General features: G+C 47.1%; 25 protein-coding genes and 1 tRNA gene. 21 read left to right on the forward strand and 5 right to left on the reverse strand.

What is annotated here, in order from left to right:
• The first annotated feature begins 287 nt into the window (after window positions 1-287).
• Window positions 288-1,355, forward strand: coding sequence for a CHAP domain-containing protein (locus tag ACYQ2E_RS02430; protein ID WP_460016468.1), 1,068 nt, complete (start codon window positions 288-290; stop codon window positions 1,353-1,355).
• A gap of 230 nt (window positions 1,356-1,585) precedes the next feature.
• On the opposite strand, the gene ACYQ2E_RS02435 is transcribed toward ACYQ2E_RS02430, so the two are convergent.
• A tRNA-Thr gene (locus ACYQ2E_RS02435) sits at window positions 1,586-1,658 on the reverse strand.
• Window positions 1,659-2,456: 798 nt separating this feature from the next.
• Between ACYQ2E_RS02435 and yajC the strand changes: the two genes are divergently transcribed.
• From yajC to ACYQ2E_RS02505, 14 genes are all read left to right on the forward strand, one after another.
• Window positions 2,457-2,786: a preprotein translocase subunit YajC gene (gene yajC / locus ACYQ2E_RS02440; protein ID WP_460016469.1), complete on the forward strand. Its 330-nt coding sequence runs from the start codon at window positions 2,457-2,459 to the stop codon at window positions 2,784-2,786.
• 120 nt (window positions 2,787-2,906) lie between these two features.
• Window positions 2,907-3,635, forward strand: coding sequence for an isoprenyl transferase (locus ACYQ2E_RS02445; RefSeq protein WP_460016470.1), 729 nt, complete (start codon window positions 2,907-2,909; stop codon window positions 3,633-3,635).
• A 10-nt stretch (window positions 3,636-3,645) separates the two neighbouring features.
• Window positions 3,646-4,440, forward strand: a complete 795-nt coding sequence (locus tag ACYQ2E_RS02450; protein ID WP_460016471.1) for a phosphatidate cytidylyltransferase — start codon at window positions 3,646-3,648, stop codon at window positions 4,438-4,440.
• 12 nt (window positions 4,441-4,452) lie between these two features.
• Window positions 4,453-5,802, forward strand: a complete 1,350-nt coding sequence (gene rseP, locus ACYQ2E_RS02455; RefSeq protein ID WP_460016472.1) for an RIP metalloprotease RseP — start codon at window positions 4,453-4,455, stop codon at window positions 5,800-5,802.
• A gap of 84 nt (window positions 5,803-5,886) precedes the next feature.
• Window positions 5,887-7,740, forward strand: a complete 1,854-nt coding sequence (locus tag ACYQ2E_RS02460) for a proline--tRNA ligase (protein ID WP_460016473.1) — start codon at window positions 5,887-5,889, stop codon at window positions 7,738-7,740.
• 48 nt (window positions 7,741-7,788) lie between these two features.
• Complete coding sequence (locus ACYQ2E_RS02465) at window positions 7,789-8,421, forward strand: ABC transporter ATP-binding protein (protein WP_460016474.1); 633 nt, start codon at window positions 7,789-7,791, stop codon at window positions 8,419-8,421.
• A gap of 7 nt (window positions 8,422-8,428) precedes the next feature.
• Window positions 8,429-9,193: an ABC transporter permease gene (locus ACYQ2E_RS02470; protein WP_460016475.1), complete on the forward strand. Its 765-nt coding sequence runs from the start codon at window positions 8,429-8,431 to the stop codon at window positions 9,191-9,193.
• Window positions 9,194-9,240: 47 nt separating this feature from the next.
• On the forward strand, window positions 9,241-9,468 hold the full coding sequence (locus ACYQ2E_RS02475; RefSeq protein ID WP_460016476.1) for a hypothetical protein: 228 nt from the start codon (window positions 9,241-9,243) through the stop codon (window positions 9,466-9,468).
• Window positions 9,469-9,538: 70 nt separating this feature from the next.
• Window positions 9,539-10,198 (forward strand): uracil-DNA glycosylase, encoded by a 660-nt coding sequence (locus tag ACYQ2E_RS02480; RefSeq protein ID WP_460016477.1) that lies wholly within the window; start codon window positions 9,539-9,541, stop codon window positions 10,196-10,198.
• A gap of 149 nt (window positions 10,199-10,347) precedes the next feature.
• Window positions 10,348-10,719 (forward strand): P-loop NTPase family protein, encoded by a 372-nt coding sequence (locus ACYQ2E_RS02485; protein ID WP_460016478.1) that lies wholly within the window; start codon window positions 10,348-10,350, stop codon window positions 10,717-10,719.
• Window positions 10,700-11,062, forward strand: coding sequence for an arsenate reductase family protein (locus tag ACYQ2E_RS02490; protein WP_460016479.1), 363 nt, complete (start codon window positions 10,700-10,702; stop codon window positions 11,060-11,062). Before ACYQ2E_RS02485 ends, ACYQ2E_RS02490 begins: the two co-directional genes overlap by 20 nt.
• 16 nt (window positions 11,063-11,078) lie before the next feature.
• Window positions 11,079-11,843 carry an SDR family NAD(P)-dependent oxidoreductase gene (locus tag ACYQ2E_RS02495; protein WP_460016480.1) on the forward strand — a complete coding sequence of 255 codons (765 nt, stop codon included), beginning with the start codon at window positions 11,079-11,081 and terminating at the stop codon, window positions 11,841-11,843.
• A 5-nt stretch (window positions 11,844-11,848) separates the two neighbouring features.
• Window positions 11,849-12,259, forward strand: coding sequence for an arsenate reductase (thioredoxin) (arsC, locus tag ACYQ2E_RS02500; RefSeq protein WP_460016481.1), 411 nt, complete (start codon window positions 11,849-11,851; stop codon window positions 12,257-12,259).
• Between the two features lie 131 nt (window positions 12,260-12,390).
• A complete protein-coding gene (locus ACYQ2E_RS02505; RefSeq protein WP_460016482.1) occupies window positions 12,391-13,374 on the forward strand; it encodes an adenosine deaminase family protein in 984 nt (327 codons plus the stop codon).
• Window positions 13,375-13,449: 75 nt separating this feature from the next.
• On the opposite strand, the gene ACYQ2E_RS02510 is transcribed toward ACYQ2E_RS02505, so the two are convergent.
• Window positions 13,450-13,887 carry an OsmC family protein gene (locus ACYQ2E_RS02510; protein ID WP_460016483.1) on the reverse strand — a complete coding sequence of 146 codons (438 nt, stop codon included), beginning with the start codon at window positions 13,885-13,887 and terminating at the stop codon, window positions 13,450-13,452.
• A 172-nt stretch (window positions 13,888-14,059) separates the two neighbouring features.
• Between ACYQ2E_RS02510 and ACYQ2E_RS02515 the strand changes: the two genes are divergently transcribed.
• Window positions 14,060-15,115, forward strand: a complete 1,056-nt coding sequence (locus tag ACYQ2E_RS02515; RefSeq protein ID WP_460016484.1) for an oxidoreductase — start codon at window positions 14,060-14,062, stop codon at window positions 15,113-15,115.
• Between the two features lie 43 nt (window positions 15,116-15,158).
• On the opposite strand, the gene ACYQ2E_RS02520 is transcribed toward ACYQ2E_RS02515, so the two are convergent.
• The 3 genes from ACYQ2E_RS02520 to ACYQ2E_RS02530 all read right to left on the reverse strand — a co-directional run bounded on the left by ACYQ2E_RS02520 (window position 15,159) and on the right by ACYQ2E_RS02530 (window position 17,308).
• Window positions 15,159-15,851, reverse strand: a complete 693-nt coding sequence (locus ACYQ2E_RS02520) for an MBL fold metallo-hydrolase (protein ID WP_460016485.1) — start codon at window positions 15,849-15,851, stop codon at window positions 15,159-15,161.
• A gap of 87 nt (window positions 15,852-15,938) precedes the next feature.
• Entirely contained in the window at window positions 15,939-16,115 is a 177-nt protein-coding gene (rpsU, locus tag ACYQ2E_RS02525) for a 30S ribosomal protein S21 (RefSeq protein ID WP_460016622.1), read from the reverse strand.
• 428 nt (window positions 16,116-16,543) lie between these two features.
• Complete coding sequence (locus ACYQ2E_RS02530) at window positions 16,544-17,308, reverse strand: DeoR/GlpR family DNA-binding transcription regulator (protein WP_460016486.1); 765 nt, start codon at window positions 17,306-17,308, stop codon at window positions 16,544-16,546.
• A 180-nt stretch (window positions 17,309-17,488) separates the two neighbouring features.
• Here ACYQ2E_RS02530 and ACYQ2E_RS02535 point away from each other — a divergent pair, with 180 nt between their 5' ends.
• From ACYQ2E_RS02535 to ACYQ2E_RS02555, 5 genes are read left to right on the forward strand one after another with little or no spacing between them, the layout of a single operon-like run.
• Window positions 17,489-18,310, forward strand: coding sequence for a purine-nucleoside phosphorylase (locus ACYQ2E_RS02535; RefSeq protein ID WP_460016487.1), 822 nt, complete (start codon window positions 17,489-17,491; stop codon window positions 18,308-18,310).
• A gap of 1 nt (window position 18,311) precedes the next feature.
• Window positions 18,312-19,682: an MFS transporter gene (locus ACYQ2E_RS02540; protein ID WP_460016488.1), complete on the forward strand. Its 1,371-nt coding sequence runs from the start codon at window positions 18,312-18,314 to the stop codon at window positions 19,680-19,682.
• Window positions 19,682-20,185, forward strand: a complete 504-nt coding sequence (locus ACYQ2E_RS02545; RefSeq protein WP_460016489.1) for a cupin domain-containing protein — start codon at window positions 19,682-19,684, stop codon at window positions 20,183-20,185. Before ACYQ2E_RS02540 ends, ACYQ2E_RS02545 begins: the two co-directional genes overlap by 1 nt.
• Before the next feature lie 31 nt (window positions 20,186-20,216).
• Entirely contained in the window at window positions 20,217-21,266 is a 1,050-nt protein-coding gene (mtnA, locus tag ACYQ2E_RS02550; protein WP_460016490.1) for an S-methyl-5-thioribose-1-phosphate isomerase, read from the forward strand.
• On the forward strand, window positions 21,266-22,330 hold the full coding sequence (locus tag ACYQ2E_RS02555) for a Gfo/Idh/MocA family protein (RefSeq protein WP_460016491.1): 1,065 nt from the start codon (window positions 21,266-21,268) through the stop codon (window positions 22,328-22,330). Before mtnA ends, ACYQ2E_RS02555 begins: the two co-directional genes overlap by 1 nt.
• Window positions 22,331-22,351: the final 21 nt, after the last annotated feature.

Consider the following 22,351-nt stretch of genomic DNA (forward strand, 5'->3'; position numbering starts at 1 on the left):
GATGTATATAATATACCAGTCAGAACAAAACCAACAAACTCAAAAAGCACATATCTCATTTCTGCAATACTCAAGCGGCAAACACAGAGAGCGCCACAAGGAGAATAGTCGGAAGCGTACAATGTGTATAAGAGACAGAGATTAAGGCGGGAAAAATAGAGCTCTAACAATTCTGTTGTCTGTCGTCCGGAAGACAAAATCACGCCGAAAACAAATACTAAAGCCAAGCACAAGCGTAGACTGTTAAAAAGTCGAACGCCTGTGCAAGGCTATCTATTGAGGAGAGGATGAATTTAAAAATAACAACAACTATTCTTGGGCGAAAAGCCAAACTTTCATCAGCAATTCTATTATCAAGCGGGAGTATGATATTTACCGTGAGAGGCGCTGCTGACATTGATACGTTTTCGGATACGGTTAAGATAAATACTGCGGATAAACCATTTAGCGGCGAGATTGAACCGCAATTGGAGAGGGAGGTACCATCTGCAGCGGTATCAGCACCGTCTGCCGCAAATGCCGCCGCAAAGACGGCTGCGAAAACACTAAATCAGGCCCTAACGTGGGCAAAAAATCAGCGCGGTCTTTCCCTGGATGTTGACGGAACTTATGGCGCACAGTGTGCAGATTTAACAATGGCATACTCAGAATACCTTTTTGGGAACCGAACATACGGCGATGCGGCTGATTATTCCAGAAATAACTACAACGGCTTTACGCGCCTTTCCAAGGCGCAAACTAAACCGCAGCCCGGAGATGTTGCGGTCTGGACAGGCGGCTTTGAAGGCAGAGGACACGTCGGGCTCGTGATTGCATCTTCCGGGGATAATTTCACGACACTTGAGCAAAATGTAAACGGGGACTCATTTGTTCGCCAATATTCGCGCAATACAGAGAAAGTAACGGATATAAGGTTTTGGGGTGTCCAGCGCCCCAATCTAGTGGCAGATTCACCCGTTCCAACTGTCACAAATGCAGTTTACCGCTTATATAATTCTCAAAACGGAGACCATATTTATACGGTCAGTCACTATGAGGCTGAGAGCCTGCGGACTGCAGGCCTTCATTACGACGGAATTTACTTCTATGCAGCATCAAACGGCACTAAAATTTATCGCAACTACAACCCGAATAGCGGCGAACATTTTTATACAGCTAACAAAGCAGAATATGATAATCTGGTACGTGTCGGCTGGAAAGGCGAAGGGATAAGCTGGACAGCACCAAATGATGGTACGAATGTTTATCGTGTCTACAATCCGAACGGTTTTCATATTTGGACAACGAGTCCTTTTGAAGTGAATAACCAGGTCGCAGCCGGCTGGAGAAACGAAGGCGTCGTATTTAAAGGCTGATTGAAAACGAATTGAAGCCGTCTGCCTCTTAGCCCAAAAAACATAGCAGGGCATTTTGACTTGAAAGTTGAGCCGTTTTGCTGTGCGAAACGACAAAACAACAAAAATCACTTTAAGTAAAATTGAACAACGTTATTTTAATCATTTGCTTAACGAATTCCGTGTACAAAAACCATCAAAATTATAAATAAAAGGCCTGTATCTCAACGATACAAGACTTTTTAGAACCATGCCGACTATAGGAATCGAACCTACGACCCCTTCGTTACGAGTGAAGTGCTCTACCGACTGAGCTAAGTCGGCTCAGTAAAATTGTTGAACTTGGGAAATGACCTTCGAATGAAGCATAGCGTGATATTTTCCAAATCGTGCGTTGCCGCCGCCTTATCACAGTCGCAAGAGCACAATCGGAGGAAAACTTCGTTTTCCTTATCCCTTTACCTCAAAGCGTTGCTTTGAACTCTACCGACTGAGCTAAGTCGGCTCAGTTAAAATGTTGAGAATTTGGAAAGTTACTTTCGAATGAAGCATACCGAGATATTTTCCAGATTATGCGTTGCCGCCGCCTTATCACAGTCGCAAGAGCACAATCGGAGGAAAACTTCGTTTTCCTTATCCCTTTACCTCAAAGCGTTGCTTCGAGCTCTACCGACTGAGCTAAGTCGGCTCAGTAAAATTGTTGAACTTGGGAAATGACCTTCGAATGAAGCATAGCGTGATATTTTCCAAATCGTGCGTTGCCGCCTTATCACAGTCGCAAGAGCACAATCGGAGGAAAACTTCGTTTTCCCTATCCGTTTACCTCAAAGCAGTGCTTTGAGCTCTACCGACTGAGCTAAGTCGGCTCAGTTAAAATTCTTGCCAAAAGTGACAACAATTTATTATAGCAAATTTTCAATTTTTAGCAAGTTCTAAGAAAATTCGCGAAGCTGTCCAGCAAAACTGAATGTTTTCGCTCACTAAACTATCTAAAAAACTGTTTTTATGGTATAATAACTATTGTTTTACAATGCTTTGCCGAAGCTGAGATAAATATTGTTATTGTCGGCAGGCAACATTCTTCACTGTAAAAGTGGTAATTTTTTATAAAAGAGGTATAAAATGGGTTCATTAATAACTTTCCTGCCGATTATTGTCATCATGATTTTGATGATGTGGTGGATGCAGCGTTCACAGAAGAAACAGCAGCAGAAGCGTCAAGACCAGTTGTCTACGATGACTTCGGGCGATGAGGTCGTGACAATCGGCGGTTTGCATGGTGTCATTGATTCTGTTGACACGGTTAAAAAGACGGTTGATATTGACTGTGACGGTGTGATTCTGACTTTTGAAATGTCAGCTATCCGTACGTTCAATAAGCCTGCAGTGACAGCGAGTGCTCCTGTGGCTGAGGAAAACAAGCTTGAAAGTCCAATCGAAGAAGAAAAATAAGATGAACTTCGTGGTGCGTTTCATTTATTAAAAATCAAAAATCACATAAAGTTGGCTCTACAGGGGCAAACTTGTGTGATTTTTTTCAAAATCTTCCCATAATATGATAAAATATGATGAATGACAAATGAGTTGAAGATTCCCGCGCATATCGGGATTATCATGGATGGTAACGGCCGCTGGGCGAAGGCTCAGGGTAAACCGCGCGTTTTTGGGCACAAAGCAGGCATGGATGCGATTGAGCGGACGGCGATTTATGCGCAGAGGCTGGGCGTGAAATTACTGACGGTTTATGCTTTTTCGACCGAAAACTGGTCTCGTCCGATGGATGAGGTCAAGTTTATTATGCGTTTGCCGATTGATTTTTATAGTCGCTTTGTGCCGGTTTTGAACCGTGAGAATATTCAGATTCGTATGATTGGCGACCGTGACGGTGTGCCTAAAGCAACGTTGAAGGCAATTGACAAGGCAGCTAAGGACACGGCGGGCAACAGCGGAATGATTCTGAATTTTGCCATGAATTACGGCGGACGTGCAGAATTGATTGAAGCGGTGAAGCGGATTGTCAACAGTGGTTTGCCAGCCGATGAAATTAACGAAGATGTGATTGCAGCGAATTTGACCACGGCGATTTTCCCGGAAGACTGGCGTGACCCGGAGCTGATTATTCGCACTTCTGGCGAGAAGCGTCTGTCGAATTTCCTGACCTGGCAGTCGGCTTATTCGGAGCTCGTGTTTACAGACACGCTCTGGCCGGATTTTGACGAACTTTCGCTTGACCAGGCTATCGCTGAATATTCCGGGCGCGACCGCAGGTTCGGCGGTGTTAAGGAAGCAACAAAAGGATAAGGTAGAAACAATGAAACAGAGAATAATCACGGGGGTAGTGGCAGGCGCTGTGTTCATCGCGTTTCTAGTGCTGGGCGGCTATTTCTTCCAGGTATTTGTCGGACTTCTGGCGTTTGTCGCTTTGTCCGAGCTCTTCAAGATGAAGGGGCTGCACATCCTGTCTGTGGAAGGAGCGTTAGCGACGTTGGCCACCCTCGTCCTTGCTATGCCTTTCGTCGCAAAGTTGCTGAAACTTGGGGCAGATGGGCCTTTCCTGCTTTTCGGTCTTTTTATCGCGGCAATGATGGCTGTGATGGTGTTCTCTCACGGCAAATACACATTCGATGATTTGGCTTATCCCTTCCTGTCCGCTTTCTATGTCGGAATTGGTTTCCAGGCGTTAAATCTGGCTCGGATTTCGGGCATTGTCGTGGTGCTCTTTGCCATGTTAATCATCTGGATGACTGACTCCGGCGCCTATTTCATCGGCCGTCAGTTCGGAAAGCACAAGCTGATTCCGTTTGTTTCACCCAATAAAACCATTGAGGGCTCAATCGGCGGAATTCTGTGCGCGGTTATCATCGCAATCATCATGGGGATTTTCTTTAAGGAGCAGCTCCCCGTAATGCCGCTCTGGCTCTTGGCAATTCTGGCAGTGATTTTTTCAGCTATCGGACAGCTGGGCGATTTGGTCGAGTCCAGCATCAAGCGCCATTTTGAGGTCAAAGACTCCGGCAAGATTTTACCTGGACACGGCGGCATTCTCGACCGCTTTGACTCGATGCTGCTGGTTCTGCCGATTATGCACCTGCTGGGCATGTTTTAAAATAAGGATACTATGCAAAATACTATTATACAAATTGTCGTTTTCATCATCGTTTTCGGCATCATCGTGGCGATTCACGAGTACGGCCACCTCTTCTTCGCCAAGAGGTCAGGCATTTTAGTGCGGGAGTACGCCATCGGCATGGGGCCGAAAATCTTTGCCCACCGCGGAAAAGGCGGCACGCTCTACACGATTCGGATTCTGCCGGTCGGCGGCTATGTCCGCATGGCAGGCTGGGGCGACGACACGACAGAAATCAAGAAAGGCCAGTCTGCGACCTTGTCAGTGGATGCAGCGGCTGACATGCTTTCGTCTGATGAGGCGGGAAAAGTTCGCCAGAGTACCATTTCGACAGCAGAAGACGAAAACGCTCTTTCCGTTGAACCTCAGCTGATACGCAGAATTAACCTGTCAGAACATGTCGAACTTGAAAATGCCATCCCGATTCAGGTGACTGACTATGACTTTGAAAAAGGCCTCTACATTGAGGGGGAAGTCTTCGGAGAACGGAAGCGTTTCGCGGTTGACCACGACGCCACTGTCATTGAAGAAGACGGGACAGAGCTGCGCATTGCACCGCTTGATGTCCAGTATCAAAGTGCCAGCGTCCTCGGCAAAATCATCACGAACTTCGGCGGTCCGCTGAACAATTTCATTCTCGGTCTCATCGCCTTTATTATTCTGACTTTCCTGCAGGGCGGCGTGCCGTCAAATTCAACAGTGATTGGTGAGACGCCTAAGGATTTACCGGCCTATCAGGCAGGTTTAAGGACAGGTGATAAGATTCTGTCCATCAATGGCACTGAAGTTTCCAATTGGACTGAATTGACCAGTCAAATCACAGGGGCTAAGACTAAAACGCTTGAAATCGACTACAGCCGCAATGGCGTTGAAAAATCAGCCCAATTGACGCCGGACAAGCAAAACGGCAGTCAGATTATCGGCGTCACCACCTCAATGAAAACGGGCTTCACGGATAAACTTGCCGGCGGCTTTACGCAGACGATTAACGGCATGACGCTGATCGCGCGAGCCCTGGGCAATCTGATTGCGCAGCCGGATTTAAATAAGCTGGGCGGCCCAGTGGCCATTTTCCAGATGACAGGCCAGGCAGCGCAGGCTGGATTGACAGGGATTCTAAGCTTTATGGCACTTTTGTCCATTAACTTAGGCATTGTCAATCTGATTCCGATTCCGGCCCTTGACGGCGGTAAAATACTGATTAATATCATTGAAGCCATCCGGCGCAAGCCGCTCAAGCCTGAGCATGAACAAATTGTGACAGTGGCAGGCTTCGTCTTCATGGTTGTCCTGATGTTAGCGGTAACCTGGAATGATATTATGCGCGCGTTTATTCGCTGATAGCTTGCTTGTGCGTAAAATAACAGAGGAAAAACAGCCAGCAAGTACAATTCAAAATTGACAATGAAAGTTTAAACTACAGAAATGAAACAATCTCAACTCTTTATTCCTACACTTCGTGAAATGCCAAGTGATGCGCAGGTAATCAGCCATGCGCTTTTGTTACGTGCGGGTTATGTCCGCCAAATCTCAGCCGGTATCTATGCCTACCTGCCCTTGGCCAATCGCGTCATGGAAAAAGTCAAGGCCATCATGCGCCAGGAATTCGATAAAATCGGTGCTGTTGAGTTTTTGGCACCTGCTCTGTTGACTGCTGACCTCTGGAAGGAGTCCGGCCGTTATGAGACTTACGGGGAAGACCTTTACAAGCTGAAAAACCGCGATGACAGTGATTTTATTTTAGGCCCAACCCATGAGGAGACCGTCACAGCCCTGCTGCGCAATGAAATCACCAGCTATAAGAAGCTGCCGCTGAATATTTATCAGATTCAGGCCAAGTACCGCGACGAGAAACGCCCGCGCTACGGACTTCTGCGCGGACGCGAGTTCATCATGAAAGACGGCTACAGCTTCCATGCCAATCAGGAAAGCCTAGACGAGACCTACAAAGATTACAAGAATGCCTACGAGGCAATTTTCAGCCGTGTCGGCCTTGATTTCCGGGGAATTGCGGCAGATTCAGGCGCCATGGGCGGAAAAGATTCGCAGGAGTTCATGGCAATCACGCCTGACCGGACCGACTTGTCGCATTGGCTAGTGCTGGACAAGTCGATTGCGTCAATTGACGACATTCCTAAAGGTGTGCTGGAAGATATCCGTGCTGAGTTTGCCAACTGGCTGGTGGCCGGCGAAGACACGCTGGTTTATGCAGATGAGGGAGATTACGCCGCCAACATCGAAATGGCCACGAGCTACTGTGAGCCGCCGACTGCTTTTGTCGAAGAAGCGCTGCTGGAGAAAGTCGCAACACCTGACGCCAAAACGATTGCTGAAGTTTCGGAATTCTTGGAAGTGCCAGTAGCTCAGCTCATCAAGACTATGGTCTATAAAGCTGACGGCGAGCTGATTGTCGTGCTCCTGCACGGAGATGACGAGCTCAATGAAGTCAAGCTGAAAAACTATCTGTCCGCAGATGTTCTAGAAGCTGCCGGCGAAGAAGAAGTCGAGGCCAGGTTCAATGCGCACTTCGGCTCACTCGGTCCTGTCGGCTTGCCGGCAGATGTAAAAGTCCTTGCTGACCGTGAAGTGGAAAGCGTCAAAAATGCCGTCGTCGGTGCCAATGAAGACGGCCATCACTATATTAATGCGAACTTGCACCGTGATTTCGAAGTTACAGAATTTGCAGACCTGCGAACTGTCCGCGAGGGTGAACTATCGCCAGACGGTCGCGGCCGCCTGAAATTTGCCCGCGGCATCGAAATCGGCCACATTTTCAAACTCGGAACACGTTATTCAGAGGCAATGGGTGCGAATATTCTGGACGAAAATGGTCGTTCAGTGCCTATTATCATGGGATGTTACGGCATTGGCGTCAGCCGCCTGCTGTCCGCTGTTCTGGAGCAATACGCCCGCATTACCGTTGAATTAACACCGCGCGGCGACTACAAATGGGCCTGGAGCATTAATCTGCCGAAGAGCCTGGCGCCTTATGATGTGCATCTGGTACCGGTTAATACGAAAGACGAAGCCACAGCCGCACTGACTGAAGAACTGCGCATGAGCCTGACAGAACACGGTTTTGAAGTACTAATTGACGACCGCAATGAGCGTGCTGGCGTGAAATTTGCCGACAGTGACCTGATAGGCCTGCCGGTGCGTGTTACGATTGGTAAAAAAGCCGCCGAAGGCATTGTCGAAGTCAAGATTCGTGCGACCGGTGAGGTGATTGAGGTTTCGAAGGATGAACTGATTAATACGATTGAGATTTTGAATAAGTAAAAAGCATAATCGCCCGGCAAAGAAGGGCGATTTTTGTTACAATTAGACATGAAAACTTTTGAAGTAAAAAATATTTCCTACAACGATGCCGGAAAGGAAATTCTGCATGATATTTCCCTAGATATAGACGAAAAGGACCATTATGTCACAATTACAGGGCCTTCCGGCGGCGGGAAATCGACATTTCTGAAGATTTTGTCCAGCTTGCTGGACTTTAGCTCGGGTGAACTGCTTTACCGCGGAAAATCGCTGCAGGAGCTAGACCCGATTCATTACCGGCGTGAAGTTTCTTACTGTTTTCAGCAGCCAGTGCTTTTTGGCCAAACAGTGCGAGAATGTCTAACTTTTCCTTTTGAAATCCGAAAATTGGACTTTGACAAAGAAAAAGTGCTTGCAGAGCTGGCAGAAGTTAATCTGGGCGCGGATTTTCTGGACCAGGAAATCTCGAAATTGTCCGGCGGTGAAAAGCAGCGCGTGGCCCTGGTCAGAAACATGCTGTTTGAGCCGGCCGTTCTCCTCCTGGATGAAGTCACATCAGGCCTTGACAGCGAAAACAAAACCATCGTCCGCGATTTTATCAATCGACAGAAAGCAACCATTATTGAAGTCACGCACGATTCTGAGGAAATTGCGCAGGCGCAGCATCTTCTGCGTATTGAAGAAGGAAAGCTGGTCAAATAAATAAATTATGAACAATTCTGTGAACATTAGCAATCTCTCGCTCGTATTAGCACTGGCACTGGTTCTGATTGCCATGCTGATTTCGCAGCGCCAGAAATTAGGCTTGTCCAGGGACATCATTTTTGCTGTACTGAGAACCGTGATTCAGCTGGTCATTGTCGGCTTCGTGCTGAAATACATCTTCCGTGTGGACAATGTGCTGCTGACCCTGGTAATGTGCCTCTTCATTATCTTTAACGCCGCACGGCAGGCAGACAAGCGTAACCCGAGCAGCCGGAAAAAATTCTGGCAGTCGTTTTCGGCAATTCTTGTCTCAACAGCCGTGACCTTGGGAATTCTGACCGCGTCTGGCGCCATCAAATTCGTGCCCAGCCAGATTATTCCCATCACTGGGATGATTGCCTCGAATTCCATGGTGGCCATCGGGCTCTGCTACAAGCAAATGAACACGCAGTTCATTGACCAGCGCCAGCAGGTACTGGAAAAGCTGGCACTCGGTGCAACGACAAAACTGGCTTCACTGTCCATTTTGCGCCAGTCCATCAAGACCGCCATGCAGCCCACGATTGACAGCGCAAAAACCGTCGGACTGGTCAGCTTGCCGGGCATGATGTCTGGTCTGATTTTCGCCGGTGTTGACCCGGTTTACGCCATCAAGTATCAGATTATGGTTATGTTCATGTTGCTTTCTGCGACCTCGCTGGGCTCCGTTATTGCCGGGAATTTTGCTTATCGGAATTATTTTGATAAACGTTTCATTATGAAGCTTTAATAAAGTTTGCTATAATTTCTGGAAATACTATTTAGCGGAGGAAGCAAATGGAATTCACACCCAAGAACGGCAGAATACACGCCTACTTTCACACTGAAATCGCCACAAAAGGTCTTAGGACAGTCAAGCAATTTGACCCGCTCTACACAGATAAACTGAACGAGATTTTAGACGAAATCCAGGAAAATGGCTACGAAATAGTGGACGTCAAAATCATGTCGGGTTATTCTCAAGGCTTGGACAGTTTGGTCAGAACTCTGATATTGTACAGGTAAAAAATTGTCGCTTCAGGTTTTACAAGAGGGAAAAATCGCCCAGTCAGCCAGTTTCTGCTATAATAAAATCATGAAGAAAACTGACTGGTCTGTGCCGCTGCGTGAGCGCCTATCGAAAGAATATTTCTCCGAAATGGTGAATTTCATCAATGAAGTTTACCACAAAGGGCCGGTTTACCCCGCCGAGGACAAGATTTTCGCGGCCATTGAGCTGACAGCGCTGGCCGACACAAAAGTCGTCATTGTCGGACAGGACCCCTATCCGCAGCCCGGGAAGGCGCAGGGACTGGCATTTTCCTATCCCGAGAGTTTCCGAGTGACGCGGACAGACTCAATCGTCAACATGCAGAAAGAATTGGCAGACGAAGGCTTCAACAAAACCGACAGCGACTTGACGAACTGGGCAAAGCAGGGCGTTCTGCTGCTCAATGCCGTCCTCACTGTGCCTGAGCTGTCTTCAAATGCCCATGCCGGCAAGATTTGGGAGCCATTAACGGACGAGCTGATTAAAATCGCATCGGATGATGAGCGCCCGAAAGTCTTTATGCTTTGGGGAGGTTTTGCCCGCAAGAAGGCAGAATTGATTGATTCAGCAAAGCACCTGGTCCTCGAAGCACCGCATCCCTCGCCATTATCAGCCAGCCGAGGTTTCTTCGGCTGCGGTCACTTTGCCAGAGCCAATGAATTCTTGCAGGAAAATGGACAAACACCGATAGATTGGTCAAAATGAGATACTGTTGTTTGGGAAATACTGCTTCAGGAAAAAGTACTTTGGCAGGAAATATTGCCAGAACACTTGATTTACCTCAATATTCGCTTGATAAATTTTATTGGCAGGCAAACTGGAAGCATATTTCGCGTCCTGAATTTCTTAAAATAATGACGCAATTAACCCAGAAGGAAAGCTGGGTCATTGACGGCACGTTCGCCGAGTTTGGCTTAGAATCTCGATTTGAGGCGGCGGACAAGATTCTTTTGCTGGACAGCCGCCCTTTAGACTGCATGAGGCGTGCACTTTCACGTCGCGGAAAGGATGCCGGGAGATTGCCGGAAGGAACGGATGACCGGGAAATGAACCCAATTCTTGCGATTGGATTTTTGGTTGAAATCCTGATTTTCAACATAAATGACCGTCGCCGGATTATGAAAATGGCAAAGAAATTCCCGGAAAAATTTATCTTACTGAAAAACTGGGATGAGGAAGATGAATTTATTGAAAGACTGGAGAAGAATGAAAATAGAAAAATATGATTTTTACTGGTATCCCAAGTGCTCTACCTGCCGCAAGGCAAAGGCGCAACTGGACGCGCAGCATGTTACTTATCAGGTCATCGACATGATAAAAAACCCGCCGTCAGCCGAATTGCTCGTAAAATGGCTATCTGCCGGGACTTTTGACAAAAGAAAACTCTTCAACACCAGCGGCATGAAATACCGTGAGCTCGGATTGAAAGACAGAGTCGCGCAGCTCAGTCTGCAAGAGGCAGCAGAGCTGCTATCCTCGGACGGCATGCTCATCAAGCGCCCGCTGATTGTGAAAGACGGCGCACTTATTCAAATCGGTTATAACGAAGAAAAATATAAATCATTATAATAGAAAGTGTCCAAAAATGACGATTAAACAAACAGCATTTATCACAGGCGCAACCAGCGGCATCGGCCAAGCCACCGCTCGACTTTTTGCACAAAACGGCATTGATGTCGTGATTACCGGCCGCCGCCAGGAGCGGCTTGATTCACTCAAAGAAGAATTGTCCAAAAAGGTCAAGGTTACTGCACTCAATTTCGATGTGCGCGACCGTGCAGCCGTGTTTGCAGCAGTGGACAGCTTGTCCGAAGACTGGAAATCTGCCATCAACATTCTGGTCAACAACGCCGGAGATGCCCATGGCCTGGCAAGCTTTCAGGACGCGGACCTGGACGACTTCGACGCCATGATTGACGGCAATGTCAAAGGCCTGCTCTACGTCTCCAAAGCCGTTCTTCCTCTCTTGCTGAAAAATGGAAATGGACACATTGTCAACCTAGGCTCCATCGCAGGAAAACAAGTTTACCCGAAGGGAAACGTCTACAATGCCAGCAAGTTCGCCGTGGATGCAATCAGTCAAGCAATGCGTATGGATTTATTGCCAGAAGGCATCAAAGTGACTGAAATCGAGCCTGGACTTGTAGAAACAGAGTTTTCACTAGTGCGTTTCAACGGAGACCAGCAGAAGTCGGATGAAACTTATGCAGGGCTGGAGGCGCTGAAAGCTGAGGATATTGCGGACGCCATCTACTATGCGGTGAGCCGCCCTGAGCACGTGCAGGTTGCCGAGATGCTGGTGCTGCCGAAAGCCCAGGCCTCGACTCGTGATTATAAACGCGACAATTAAGTCCGATGAAGAAAATTTATTTCCTCTGCACGGGCAACTCCTGCCGCAGTCAAATGGCCGAGGGCTATGGGCACAAGTTTCTGGAAGGCTGGGAAGTCCGCTCGGCAGGCCTTGAGACACATGGCTTGAATCCCAGAGCTGTTCAGGTCATGGCAGAAGACGACATCGATATTTCAAATCAGACTTCGAAGCGGATTGATTCGGACTATTTTAAGGCTGCTGACCTGATTGTCACGCTTTGCGGCGATGCGCGCGACAAGTGCCCGATGATTCCTGCTGGGCATGCGCATCTTCACTGGGATTTGGCAGACCCGGCAAAGGCTGCGGGCAGTGAAGAGGAAATTTTGTCGGAATTTCGTCAGGTGCGGGACGAGATAAAGCAGTATATTCTTGACCTGCGCCGTAAAAAGTGCTAAACTAAATCAATTTATAAAAGCCGTCTGTCTGCTTGTCAGGCGTCTTTTGTTAAACGGGTTCGGATTTTTCTGGACTAAGTTCAGGTACTGGCCAGGCCGTCAGGCCGTTTGACCGGAAAAGAAAGGTAAATATGACATCTCAATCTTCTGTGTTAATCAATCTCGCGGAGCTTCACATGCATATCTCTTCCAGCGTCACGCCGGAGATTCTCTGGGATTTGGCGCATGAGCAGGGCATGAAGCTGCCGGCGCGCGATTATTTTGAGTTTGCTAAGCTGGTCACGATTGACGGGCAGGTCGGTTATGATGATTATTTGAGGATGTATGACTTGCTTGAGGAGATTCAGTCGACGCCTGAGTCCATGTTCCACTTGGCTGAGCAGGTGCCGACGCATCTTTATCAGCACGATCATATTGATTTGGTCGAGATTCGCATGAATCCGATGCTGCGCTCGCGCGGCGGCAAGATTGACTTGGACCATATCATTGTTTACACGCTGCAGGGGCTTGAGCGCGCCAGCCTGAAATTCCCGAAGCTCCGCACTGGCCTGATTCTTTCGATGGACCGCCGTTTTTCAAAGGAGGTCAATGCGATTATTGTGGACAAGGCGATTAAATATCGTGACCGCGGCGTGATTGGCCTGGACTTGGCCGGCCCGATTGACGAAAATTTCCGTCTGGATGATTTGACGGGGCTTGCGAAGCGCATTCATGCTGAGGGAATGGGCTTGACGATTCACACAGGTGAAGCGACGGACGCAGACGAAATGTGGGAGGTTGTGCAGAAACTCAAGCCGAACCGCATCGGGCACGGCATTGCGAGTGTGCACGATGAGCAGCTCATGGCCTATCTGGCGGCTCACAACATTATTCTTGAAACTTGTCCCTCGTCAAATCTGCAGACTCTGGCAGTCAAGAATTTGGAGGAGATGAAGTCAAATTACCAGATTCTGCTTGAAAATGGCGTCCCTTTTACGATTAACACGGACGGGCCGATTCTGCAGAACACGACACTGCCTAAGGAATATCAAATGCTTCTGGAAAATGATATTCTGACCGAGGCGCAGATTATGGAAATCAACGCACGGGCGCATGCGGCGAGTTTTATCCGGTAAAATGCCGGAATTTAAAAGAGACAGCGGAATCATAACTGTCTCTTTCATAAACTTTTGTCAAAAATGTCCAAAATATTAACCTAAAGTCGCCTCAAGTGTAATATTTACGCCTGCCAAGGCCCTTGACACAGGACAATTTGCTTTGACAGTCTGTGCAACTTCCTGAAAATCTGCCTCGCTGATACCGGGAATCACGCTGTGATTGATAAGGTGAATCCCAGTGATGGCAGGTCCGGAAGCTGTGATGCTGAAAGTCACCTCTGCAGTTGTATCAACCGACTTGGCCTCAAGGCCCTTCTGACCGAGAATCTGTGAGAAAGCCATTGAGAAACAGGCCGCATGCGCAGCGCCGAGCAATTCTTCCGGCGTCGTGATATGCGCCTGACTTTCAGCGCGTGCTTTGAAATTGTAGGGAACCTCTGTGAAAAGCTGTGAAGACTCGGCAGAGATAGTGCCGAAACCGTCCTCAAGGCTGCCTTCCCAGTGTGCAAAAGCTTTTGAAATGTTTGCCATGTTTGTAAATTCCTTTCTTTTTTGGAGAATACCTTATATTCTTACACTGTTAGTATAAAGTTTTCTGTGGACATTTACACTTATTTCGTTTGTGATTTTTCGCACAAATAAAAAATATTATAGAAATATTGTAAAAATGTTATAATAAATCACAAGATTATTGGAGGTCATCATGACAATAAAAATGGGATTTATCGGTTTTGGTAAGTCAGCAACGCGTTATCATTTGCCCTACGTGCTTTTGCGCAAAAATATTCAGGTGAAGACAATCATGAACCTGCAGCTGAACGAGGAGCAGATTGCACCCTACCGCGCCAAAGGAATCGGCTTTACAACGGACATCCGCGAGCTGCTGGACGACTCGGAGATTGCCTTCGTGACCATCTGCACACCGCCGTCAACGCACTACGATTTGGCGAAACAAGTGATTGAAGCAGGTAAGTCGGTTGTGGTTGAGAAACCGTTCTGTGATTCAGTTGAGCATGCAAAAGAGTTATTTGCCCTGGCTCGGGAACACAACGTAACGGTATCGCCTTACCAGAACCGCCGTTTCGACGGAGATTATCTGGCCGTGAAGCAAGTTGTGGAACAAGGCTTTCTAGGTGAAATCCTTGAAGTTGAAAGCCACATCGACTACTATCGTCCAGGAACCTCCGGCAACCCAGGGCCCAAGGAAAATGGGGCTTTCTACGGCCTAGGCATTCATCAGATGGACCGGATGCTGGCCCTCTTCGGCCGCCCAGATACAGTTGCCTACGACATCCGCAACAATGAAACAGACAATCCGGAAGCCGCCGACAACTACTTTGATGTAGACCTGCACTACGGCAATGCGCTCAAAATCAAAGTCAAGACGAATTATACAGTTGCTGCAGACTATCCGAGATTCATCGTGCACGGTAGAAACGGCTCATTCATCAAATATGGTGAAGACCAGCAGGAAAATGACCTGAAAGCGGGTATCATGCCAGAAGCAGCAGGCTTTGGTGAAGATTCCCCAATGCTTTACGGCATTGCAAAATACCAGAACGCAAACGGCGACTGGATTGAAAAGCAGATTAAGACGCCGGTCGGTGACTATGGCCGCTTCTATGATGCTTTTTACGAGACATTGGTCAATGGCGCAGCACCACTGGTTACAGAAGAACAAGCAGTAACAGCGATTGAAATCCTTGAAAAAGGTTTTGCAGCGCCTAGCCCGTCTGTTCAGCGGCTTGAAAAACTTTAATAATACGAAAAAAATTCTGGAGATTATTCCAGAATTTTTTATGTCAGAATTTCAAGAATCCGCTATGATAAGTGATAGCTCCGGTCATGTCGTAGGATTTGATTTTTTCGAGTGACTGCTCGGCTTTGAGCTTATCCCAAGTCATGGCCGGATTTGAACCAGTAAGCTGCCCGTCAGCAATGTTTGCCGCATCGCCGCAGACCATCAGCTTGCTGCTGTGCAGATAAAATGCCGCATGGCCAGGTGTATGCCCAGGCGTGAAGACCGTTTCAATACCACCGCCGAAGTCCAAGACGTCACCGTCCTTCAGCTTTACATCAACAGGCAAATGAGCAACTGCAAAGCCACTTTTCAGCATTTGATAGAAACCATCTGTCTCATCAATTTCACCAGCTGCAAGACGGGCCTCTTGACGTGCCAGCTTTGTCGGTGTTTTTTGACCTTCAATAAATGGTGCATCCACTTCGTGCGCGTAAGTAGTTGCATTGGGAGCCAGCGCCAGAAGTTCTCGTGCGCCGCCGATATGGTCAATGTCCTGGTGCGTGAAAATGATATCAGTCAAATTTGAAGCATCAAAGCCCGCAGCCATAATCGCGTCAGCAACCAGTTTTCCGCTATCGGGCACGCTGGTGTCGAAGAGCACGAGATGCTTATCATCCCAAGTGAGCGTTGGCCGATAAATATTGCCGTTCGGCAGGACAACTTCCAGCATTTCAGCATTTTCTGCAATTTTCATGTGTTTCCTCTCAGTCTTATTTTTATTTTCATTGTACTACTTTTTAGACAAAAATAAAAATTCTGCCACGCGGACAGAACTTATTAGTTAGAATTTTTTACGCTTACGAGCAGCCTCAGATTTTTTCTTACGCTTAACTGATGGCTTCTCATAGTGCTCACGTTTACGAACTTCTTGAAGCGTACCAGCTTTCAGCGTATCGCGCTTGAAACGGCGGAGTGCGTCTTCGAGAGATTCATTCTTACGAACAACTGTTCTTGACATATTTTTTTCACCCCATTTCCGTTTTGTAGTCGGCAATGCCGCTTCTATCAGTGTATCAAATTTCGGGAGTTCTGTCAAATGGTTCTCCTATTCTCATTTTACACTTAATAATTTATTAGAATTCGGCATAATCATGATATAATATTTATTGGCTTCCTTAGCCTAGAAAGGAGGTCAATATGTTAAACTTTCTGGAAAAACTGGCACTAGCAGTAATTCCTGCAGTAGTTAGCACTCTTCTTGCATATTGGGTCAAACACAGGAAGAAGTAACTAGGCCAAGGCGACCCGCATAACGCTCTATAGAGTGAAAAGAAGACCATAGTTGACGCAACAACTATGGTCTTTATGTTAAACTTTTTGGTTCAAGTATATTGTAGCATTAATTTTAAATTTGTCAAATGTATTGAATTGAATCTGTGAATGTTCTCATGTTTGCTCGTCAATCAGGAAGTCTTGGTCTGCGACGAGTTTCCTGATTTCGTCTGGGAGGTGCCCATTGGTGATGAGGCCGGAAAAGTCGCTGATTTTTGCGATGACATAGGTGCTGGCCCGGTAGACTTTGGTTTGGTCCATGACCAGGAAGACTTGTTTGCTGTTGTGGAGTATTTTTCTTCTGAGGTAGGCTTCTTCTTCGTCGGCTTCGGTGAGGACGCCGTTCTGGGAGAGGCCGGTGGGGGAGAGGAAGGAAAGGTCAATCAGGTAATTGTCTAGAAAATTCCTAGTGGGTGCGCCTACGAAGGAGCGGTTGGTGCGGTCGAAGTTGCCGCCGATGAGGACGAGCTGGTGTTTGGGGAGTTGGCAGATGATGTTAGCGATGAGGAGTGAGTTTGTGAAGATGGTGAGTTTGTCGAAGATGTTGAGTTTTTTTGCGATTTCGAGGGCGGTGGTGCTGCTGTCTAGAAAGATGGACTGGCCGTTTGAGATGAATTGGATGGCTTTGCCGGCGAGTTGTTCTTTTTCTTCATGGTAGAGGCTTTCGCGGACTTCTGAGGTGAGGGTGGACGGCATTTTCTGCGAGAGGATGCCGCCGCCGTGGGTTTTGGTCAGAAAGCCTTCGGCTTCGAGTTCTTTCAGGTCGCGGCGGATGGTTTCAAAGGAGACGTCGAGTTCGTCGGAAAGGTCTTTGACAACGACGTGGCCGTATTCAAATAAGTGTTTTAGAATGTGGTTTTTTCTTTCACTTGCTAGCATAAATTTTCCTTTTGAATAATATTTTGGCTTTCTTCACATTATACCATATTTGAAAGCGATACAAAATCACAAAAAGCAATAAAAAGCCACACATTTTACTTGACGGAATTAGTTTTTTGTGATAAAATTCCCATGTAGTAAACGTTTGCACACAAATTCAACTCATTTCAGGAGAACAAAATGAATGTAAATTTAGAAAACAGTGTCAAGTTTTTGTCGCAAAAGTACAATGATGCCAAGTTGGCGATTGTGCTGGGGAGCGGGCTTTCAAGTCTGGTTGATTTATTAACGGAGAAAACGGTGGTGAGTTATTCAGAGATTCCGAGTTTCCCGAAGTCAACGGCGCCAAGTCACAAGGGAGAGCTGGTCTTCGGTCAGCTTGAGGGTGTGCCTGTTGTCATGATGAATGGGCGTTTTCATCACTATGAGGGCTACTCTGCACAGGAAATCACGGAGTATCTCAAGGTTCTAAAAGGTATCGGTGTTCAGTCGGTTTTGTTCACGAATGCCGCTGGTTCTCTGTCGATGGCGCACAATCCTGGGGATTTGGTGATTCTGACAGACCATATCAATATCACAGGGGTGAATCCTTTGAGAGGGGAAAATGATGACACGCTAGGTCCTCGTTTCGTCAGCATGACGAATTGCTATTGTCCAAAAAACATCGAAATGATGCAATCGGCCGCAAGTGAGCTGGAGATTCCTGTGAAGACGGGTGTTTATGCCTGGTATTTGGGTCCGAGTTTTGAGACGGCGGCTGAGATTAAGATGCTGCATGGTTTGGGCGCGGATATTGTCGGGATGTCGACGGTTCCGGAGGTGATTATGGCGCGTTATCTTGACCTGGATGTGACGGCGGTTTCCTGCGTGACGAACTATGGGACAGGGATTACGGGCGAGGCCATCACGCTTGAAGAGGTGGTCGAAGTGACGAAGAAGAGTAATGAGCAGTTTAGCCGGCTTGTACGGCGGTTTGTTCAGGCTAAAAATGAGGGAGCGTAAAATGGAAGCTACAATCGAAAAAACGAATTCGAAACAGATTTATATTGCACTGAGCGTTGTGCTGGTGCTGACTTTGCTGACACAGCTTGTTGATAATGCTTTTACGATGATTACACCTGTGCTGATTAATAATTTCCATATTTCAACAAATGTGGCCAGCTGGGTTTCTTCGCTGGGGGGAATTGGTCTGGCAATTGGTTTCTTGTCATTTTCCAGCTTTTCAGACTTTTTCAGTGAGAAGAAGCTGATTATTGTGGGATTGGCTTTGTTTATTCTGCCGTCTATTTTGGGCTTGCTTTTCCAGCAGTTTTACTATGTGGTGCTGGTTGCGCGGTTTATTCAGGCGATTGGCGGTATTTCAACTTCTGCGATGTATTTGGTGCTGATTGCGCGTTATTTGCCGGTGGAGCAGAAGATTATCTGGATGGGATTTGCGACAACGAGTTTCAAGTTGTCCACGGTTGTCGGAACTTTGGCGGGCGGTTTCTTGACGGAGAAGTTCGGCTGGCAGGTGATTTTCTACATTCCGATGATTGCAGTTCTGGCGGTACCATTGCTGCTGAAAAATTTGCCGAATAATCCTAAGAAAAACGGTAAGATTGAGCTGCTTGGTTTTGTGTTGTTGTCGCTGGTTGCGATTTGTATCAATTTCCTGGCGTCTAAGCCGAATATGCTGCTGCTTGGTGTGACGGTGCTTGCGGTGCTGCTTTTCCTGGTCTATGTGGCGAAATCTAAAAATCCTGTGGTGACAATGGACATGCTCAAGAACAAGAGATATATGTTCACGTTGCTGGCGGCTCTCTTCTATTATCTGGCTCAGGTTGCGATTGTCTTCCTGCTGCCCTTCCTGCTGCAGGGGTTGTTTGGTCTTAATATTGCTTCGGTTTCGCTGAGTTATGTGATTCCTTATGTGGCTTCGGCGGCTGTTGCGGCGATTTCGGGGAATATTATCAAAAAGCTTGGGCAGGTGAAAACTTTGCTGATTGGCGGAAGTCTTATCATTGTCGGTTTCTTCTTGATGGCTGTTTTTGCTCAATATGGTCTGGTGATGGTTCAGATTTTCCTGACTTTGATTGTCTGCGGCTACTCGCTTTCATTTAGTCCGTTTTTGAATCAGTCTATCTCAAGCTTGGAGGAGAAACAGGTTGGAACTGGTATTGGCATCTTTAACTTTGTGGTGAGAATATCTTGCGCTGTCGGTATCTCGATTTCAGCTTTCATTATCAATTCAAAGGCTGGAAATATGCAGCTCTTCAGCTTTGTTCCGCAGAGCATGAGCCGGTTTACTGTGGTTTTCCTGGTCTTGCTCATTCTGACATTTATCGGTACAGTTCTGTATCTATTACTTAATAAAAAAACGGAGGCAAAATAATGGACAATAAACAATTAAAAGAGCAAATTATTGAACAGCTGGGACTGATTCCCCTTACGAAAGAGGGTGGAATGGTACTGAGTACTTATCGCAGCGAGGAAATGTACGAAGACCGAAATGTCGGCTCTGCAATTTACTATCTGCTCACTGGAGAGGCTTATTCTCATCTGCATATGTTGTCTGCAGATGAGATGTGGCATCATTATCTTGGGGATTCTGTCGAGATGATTGCCATTGATGACAAAACGGGTGAACTCAAGAAAAGCATTTTGGGCAAAGATATTCTGAACGGCGAGCGCCCGCAGGTTCTGGCAGCGAAGAATACTTGGCAGGGGGCTCGGATGCAGCCTGGAGATTACGGCTTTGCTCTGATGGGCACGACGATGTCGCCAGGTTTCAAGGAAAATGACTTCATTTTGGGCACACGTGAGGCAATGCTGGAAAAATTCCCGCAGCATGAAGCAGATATTGCCAATTTCACAGGTGAACTTATCTATAACTAAGAAGTGAAACACGGAAAGAAAGGGATTTTCAATGGATTTTAAAACATTAGAATGGAATAACCAGACATTACGTCTGCTTGACCAGACGAAGCTGCCGAACGAAACGGTCTTTGTCGACGTAAAAACAGTGGAAGGGACATACGATGCCATCCTGACGATGATTGTTCGCGGTGCGCCGGCAATTGGGGTGGCTGCGGGCTATGGCATGGCGCTGGCTGCTTATGAAATCGAAACGCAAGATGTAGCTGAATTTTTGCAGACATTGAAGCAGAAAGCCGATTACTTGAAATCAGCCCGTCCAACAGCGGTCAATCTGAGCTGGGCAGTGGACGAAATCATGAATTTTGTCGCTTTCCGTCAGTTTTCTACGGTCGCGGAATACCAGCAGGCCATTGAGGAAAAGGCTGTTAAGATTCACGAAGACGATATCAAGATTAACAAGCAGATTGGTGAGAACCTCATCAGCTTAATCAAACCGGGAAGTACGATTTTGAATCACTGTAATGCCGGGGCTCTGGCGACTTCGCAATATGGCACTTCTCTGTCAATTTTCTATGTGGGCAAAGAAAAAGGCCTGGAATACAAAGCCTTTGTCGATGAGACGCGTCCAAGGCAGCAAGGTGCGCGCTTGACCGCTTTCGAGCTCTTTAACTCTGGAATTGACACGACGCTGATTACGGATAATATGGCGGCTGAAGTCATGAAAGAAGGAAAAGTTGATGCTGTCATCGTGGGTTGTGACCGAATTGCCAAAAATGGGGACACGGCTAACAAAATCGGGACAATGGGCGTGGCAGTTTTAGCCAAGCACTTCGGGATTCCTTTCTATGTGGCAGCGCCAACGCCGACGATTGATTTCTCGACTGCTGACGGCAGCCTGATTCCGATTGAGGAGCGCGATTCTGAAGAAATCACGGTCATCAATGGCGAATATGTGGCACCAAAGGGCGTGAAAACTTATAATCCAGGATTCGATGTGACGCCGGCAGATTTAATCACTGCCATTGTGACAGAAAAAGGCATTTTGAAAGCGCCGTTCAGCGAATCAATTGAGGATTTGAAAAACAGAGGTGAAATCTAATGACAAAAGCCGCCATCTGGGGAGCAGGCAATATTGCCAATCTGCATGCTCAGGCTCTGCGCAGCAGCGGGGTTGAACTCGTTGCTGTTGTGGACAATTATGAGGAAAGTGCCAGACGTTTTGCTGAAAATTGGCAGATTCCAAATTTCGGGACAGATAAAGAGATTTTGTTTGATGAAAAAATACAGACTGTCCACGTTTGTACACCGCCGAATCTTCATTATCAAATGGTGAAAGAATTACTCCTGCACAAGAAAAATGTCATCTGTGAAAAACCGCTCTGTTTCTCAAGCGAGGAAGCAGATGAACTCTATGCGCTGGCTGAGAAAAACAACTTAAAATGTGCGGTGAACTTTAATGTTCGCTATTACTCGGCGATAAAAGAAATTAAACAACAGGTCAGAAGTGTCGAATTTGGAAAAACTTTTCTTGTACACGGTGAGTATTTACAGTCTTATCACCTTCTTCCAACAGACTACACCTGGCGCTATAACCCCGAACTGGCCGGAGAGATGCGCGCCGTCACAGAAATCGGCACCCACTGGTTCGACCTCATCGAGCACGTGACAAATCAGCAAATCGTCAGAGTCAGCGCGAAATTCGGCAAATTCAACCCGCTGCGGGCTTTGAAGGACGGGAAAATGCTTCCTTCGGAAGACGTCACGCCTGATTCAGAAACTGTGACCGTCAATTCTGAAGACGCGGCCCTAATCACCTTTGAGCTGGAAAATGGCGCGATTGGCTCCGTCGTACTCTCAGAAGTCAGCCACGGCAAGAAAAACCAGCTGAAAGTCGCCTTCACAGGTGCTCACGGGACCGTCACATGGAACAGCCAGCGCAACAATGAGTTCAATTATGCCTACGGCCGCGAGGACCTGAAGACTTCCGTAGACGCCTACGGCAATGCCTTCGGCGACACATTCATGAGCCTGATTAATGACTTTTATGCAGAAAATTCATCTGACAGACTGCCGGACATCAAAGCTGCCGGACACATCGTCAAGCTCTGCAACACAGTTTATGAAAGCGACAGACAAAACGGCGCCTGGCTCGACGTAAAATAAAGTAAATTGAAGTGAATTAAC

This window comes from Lactovum odontotermitis, assembly GCF_054658595.1.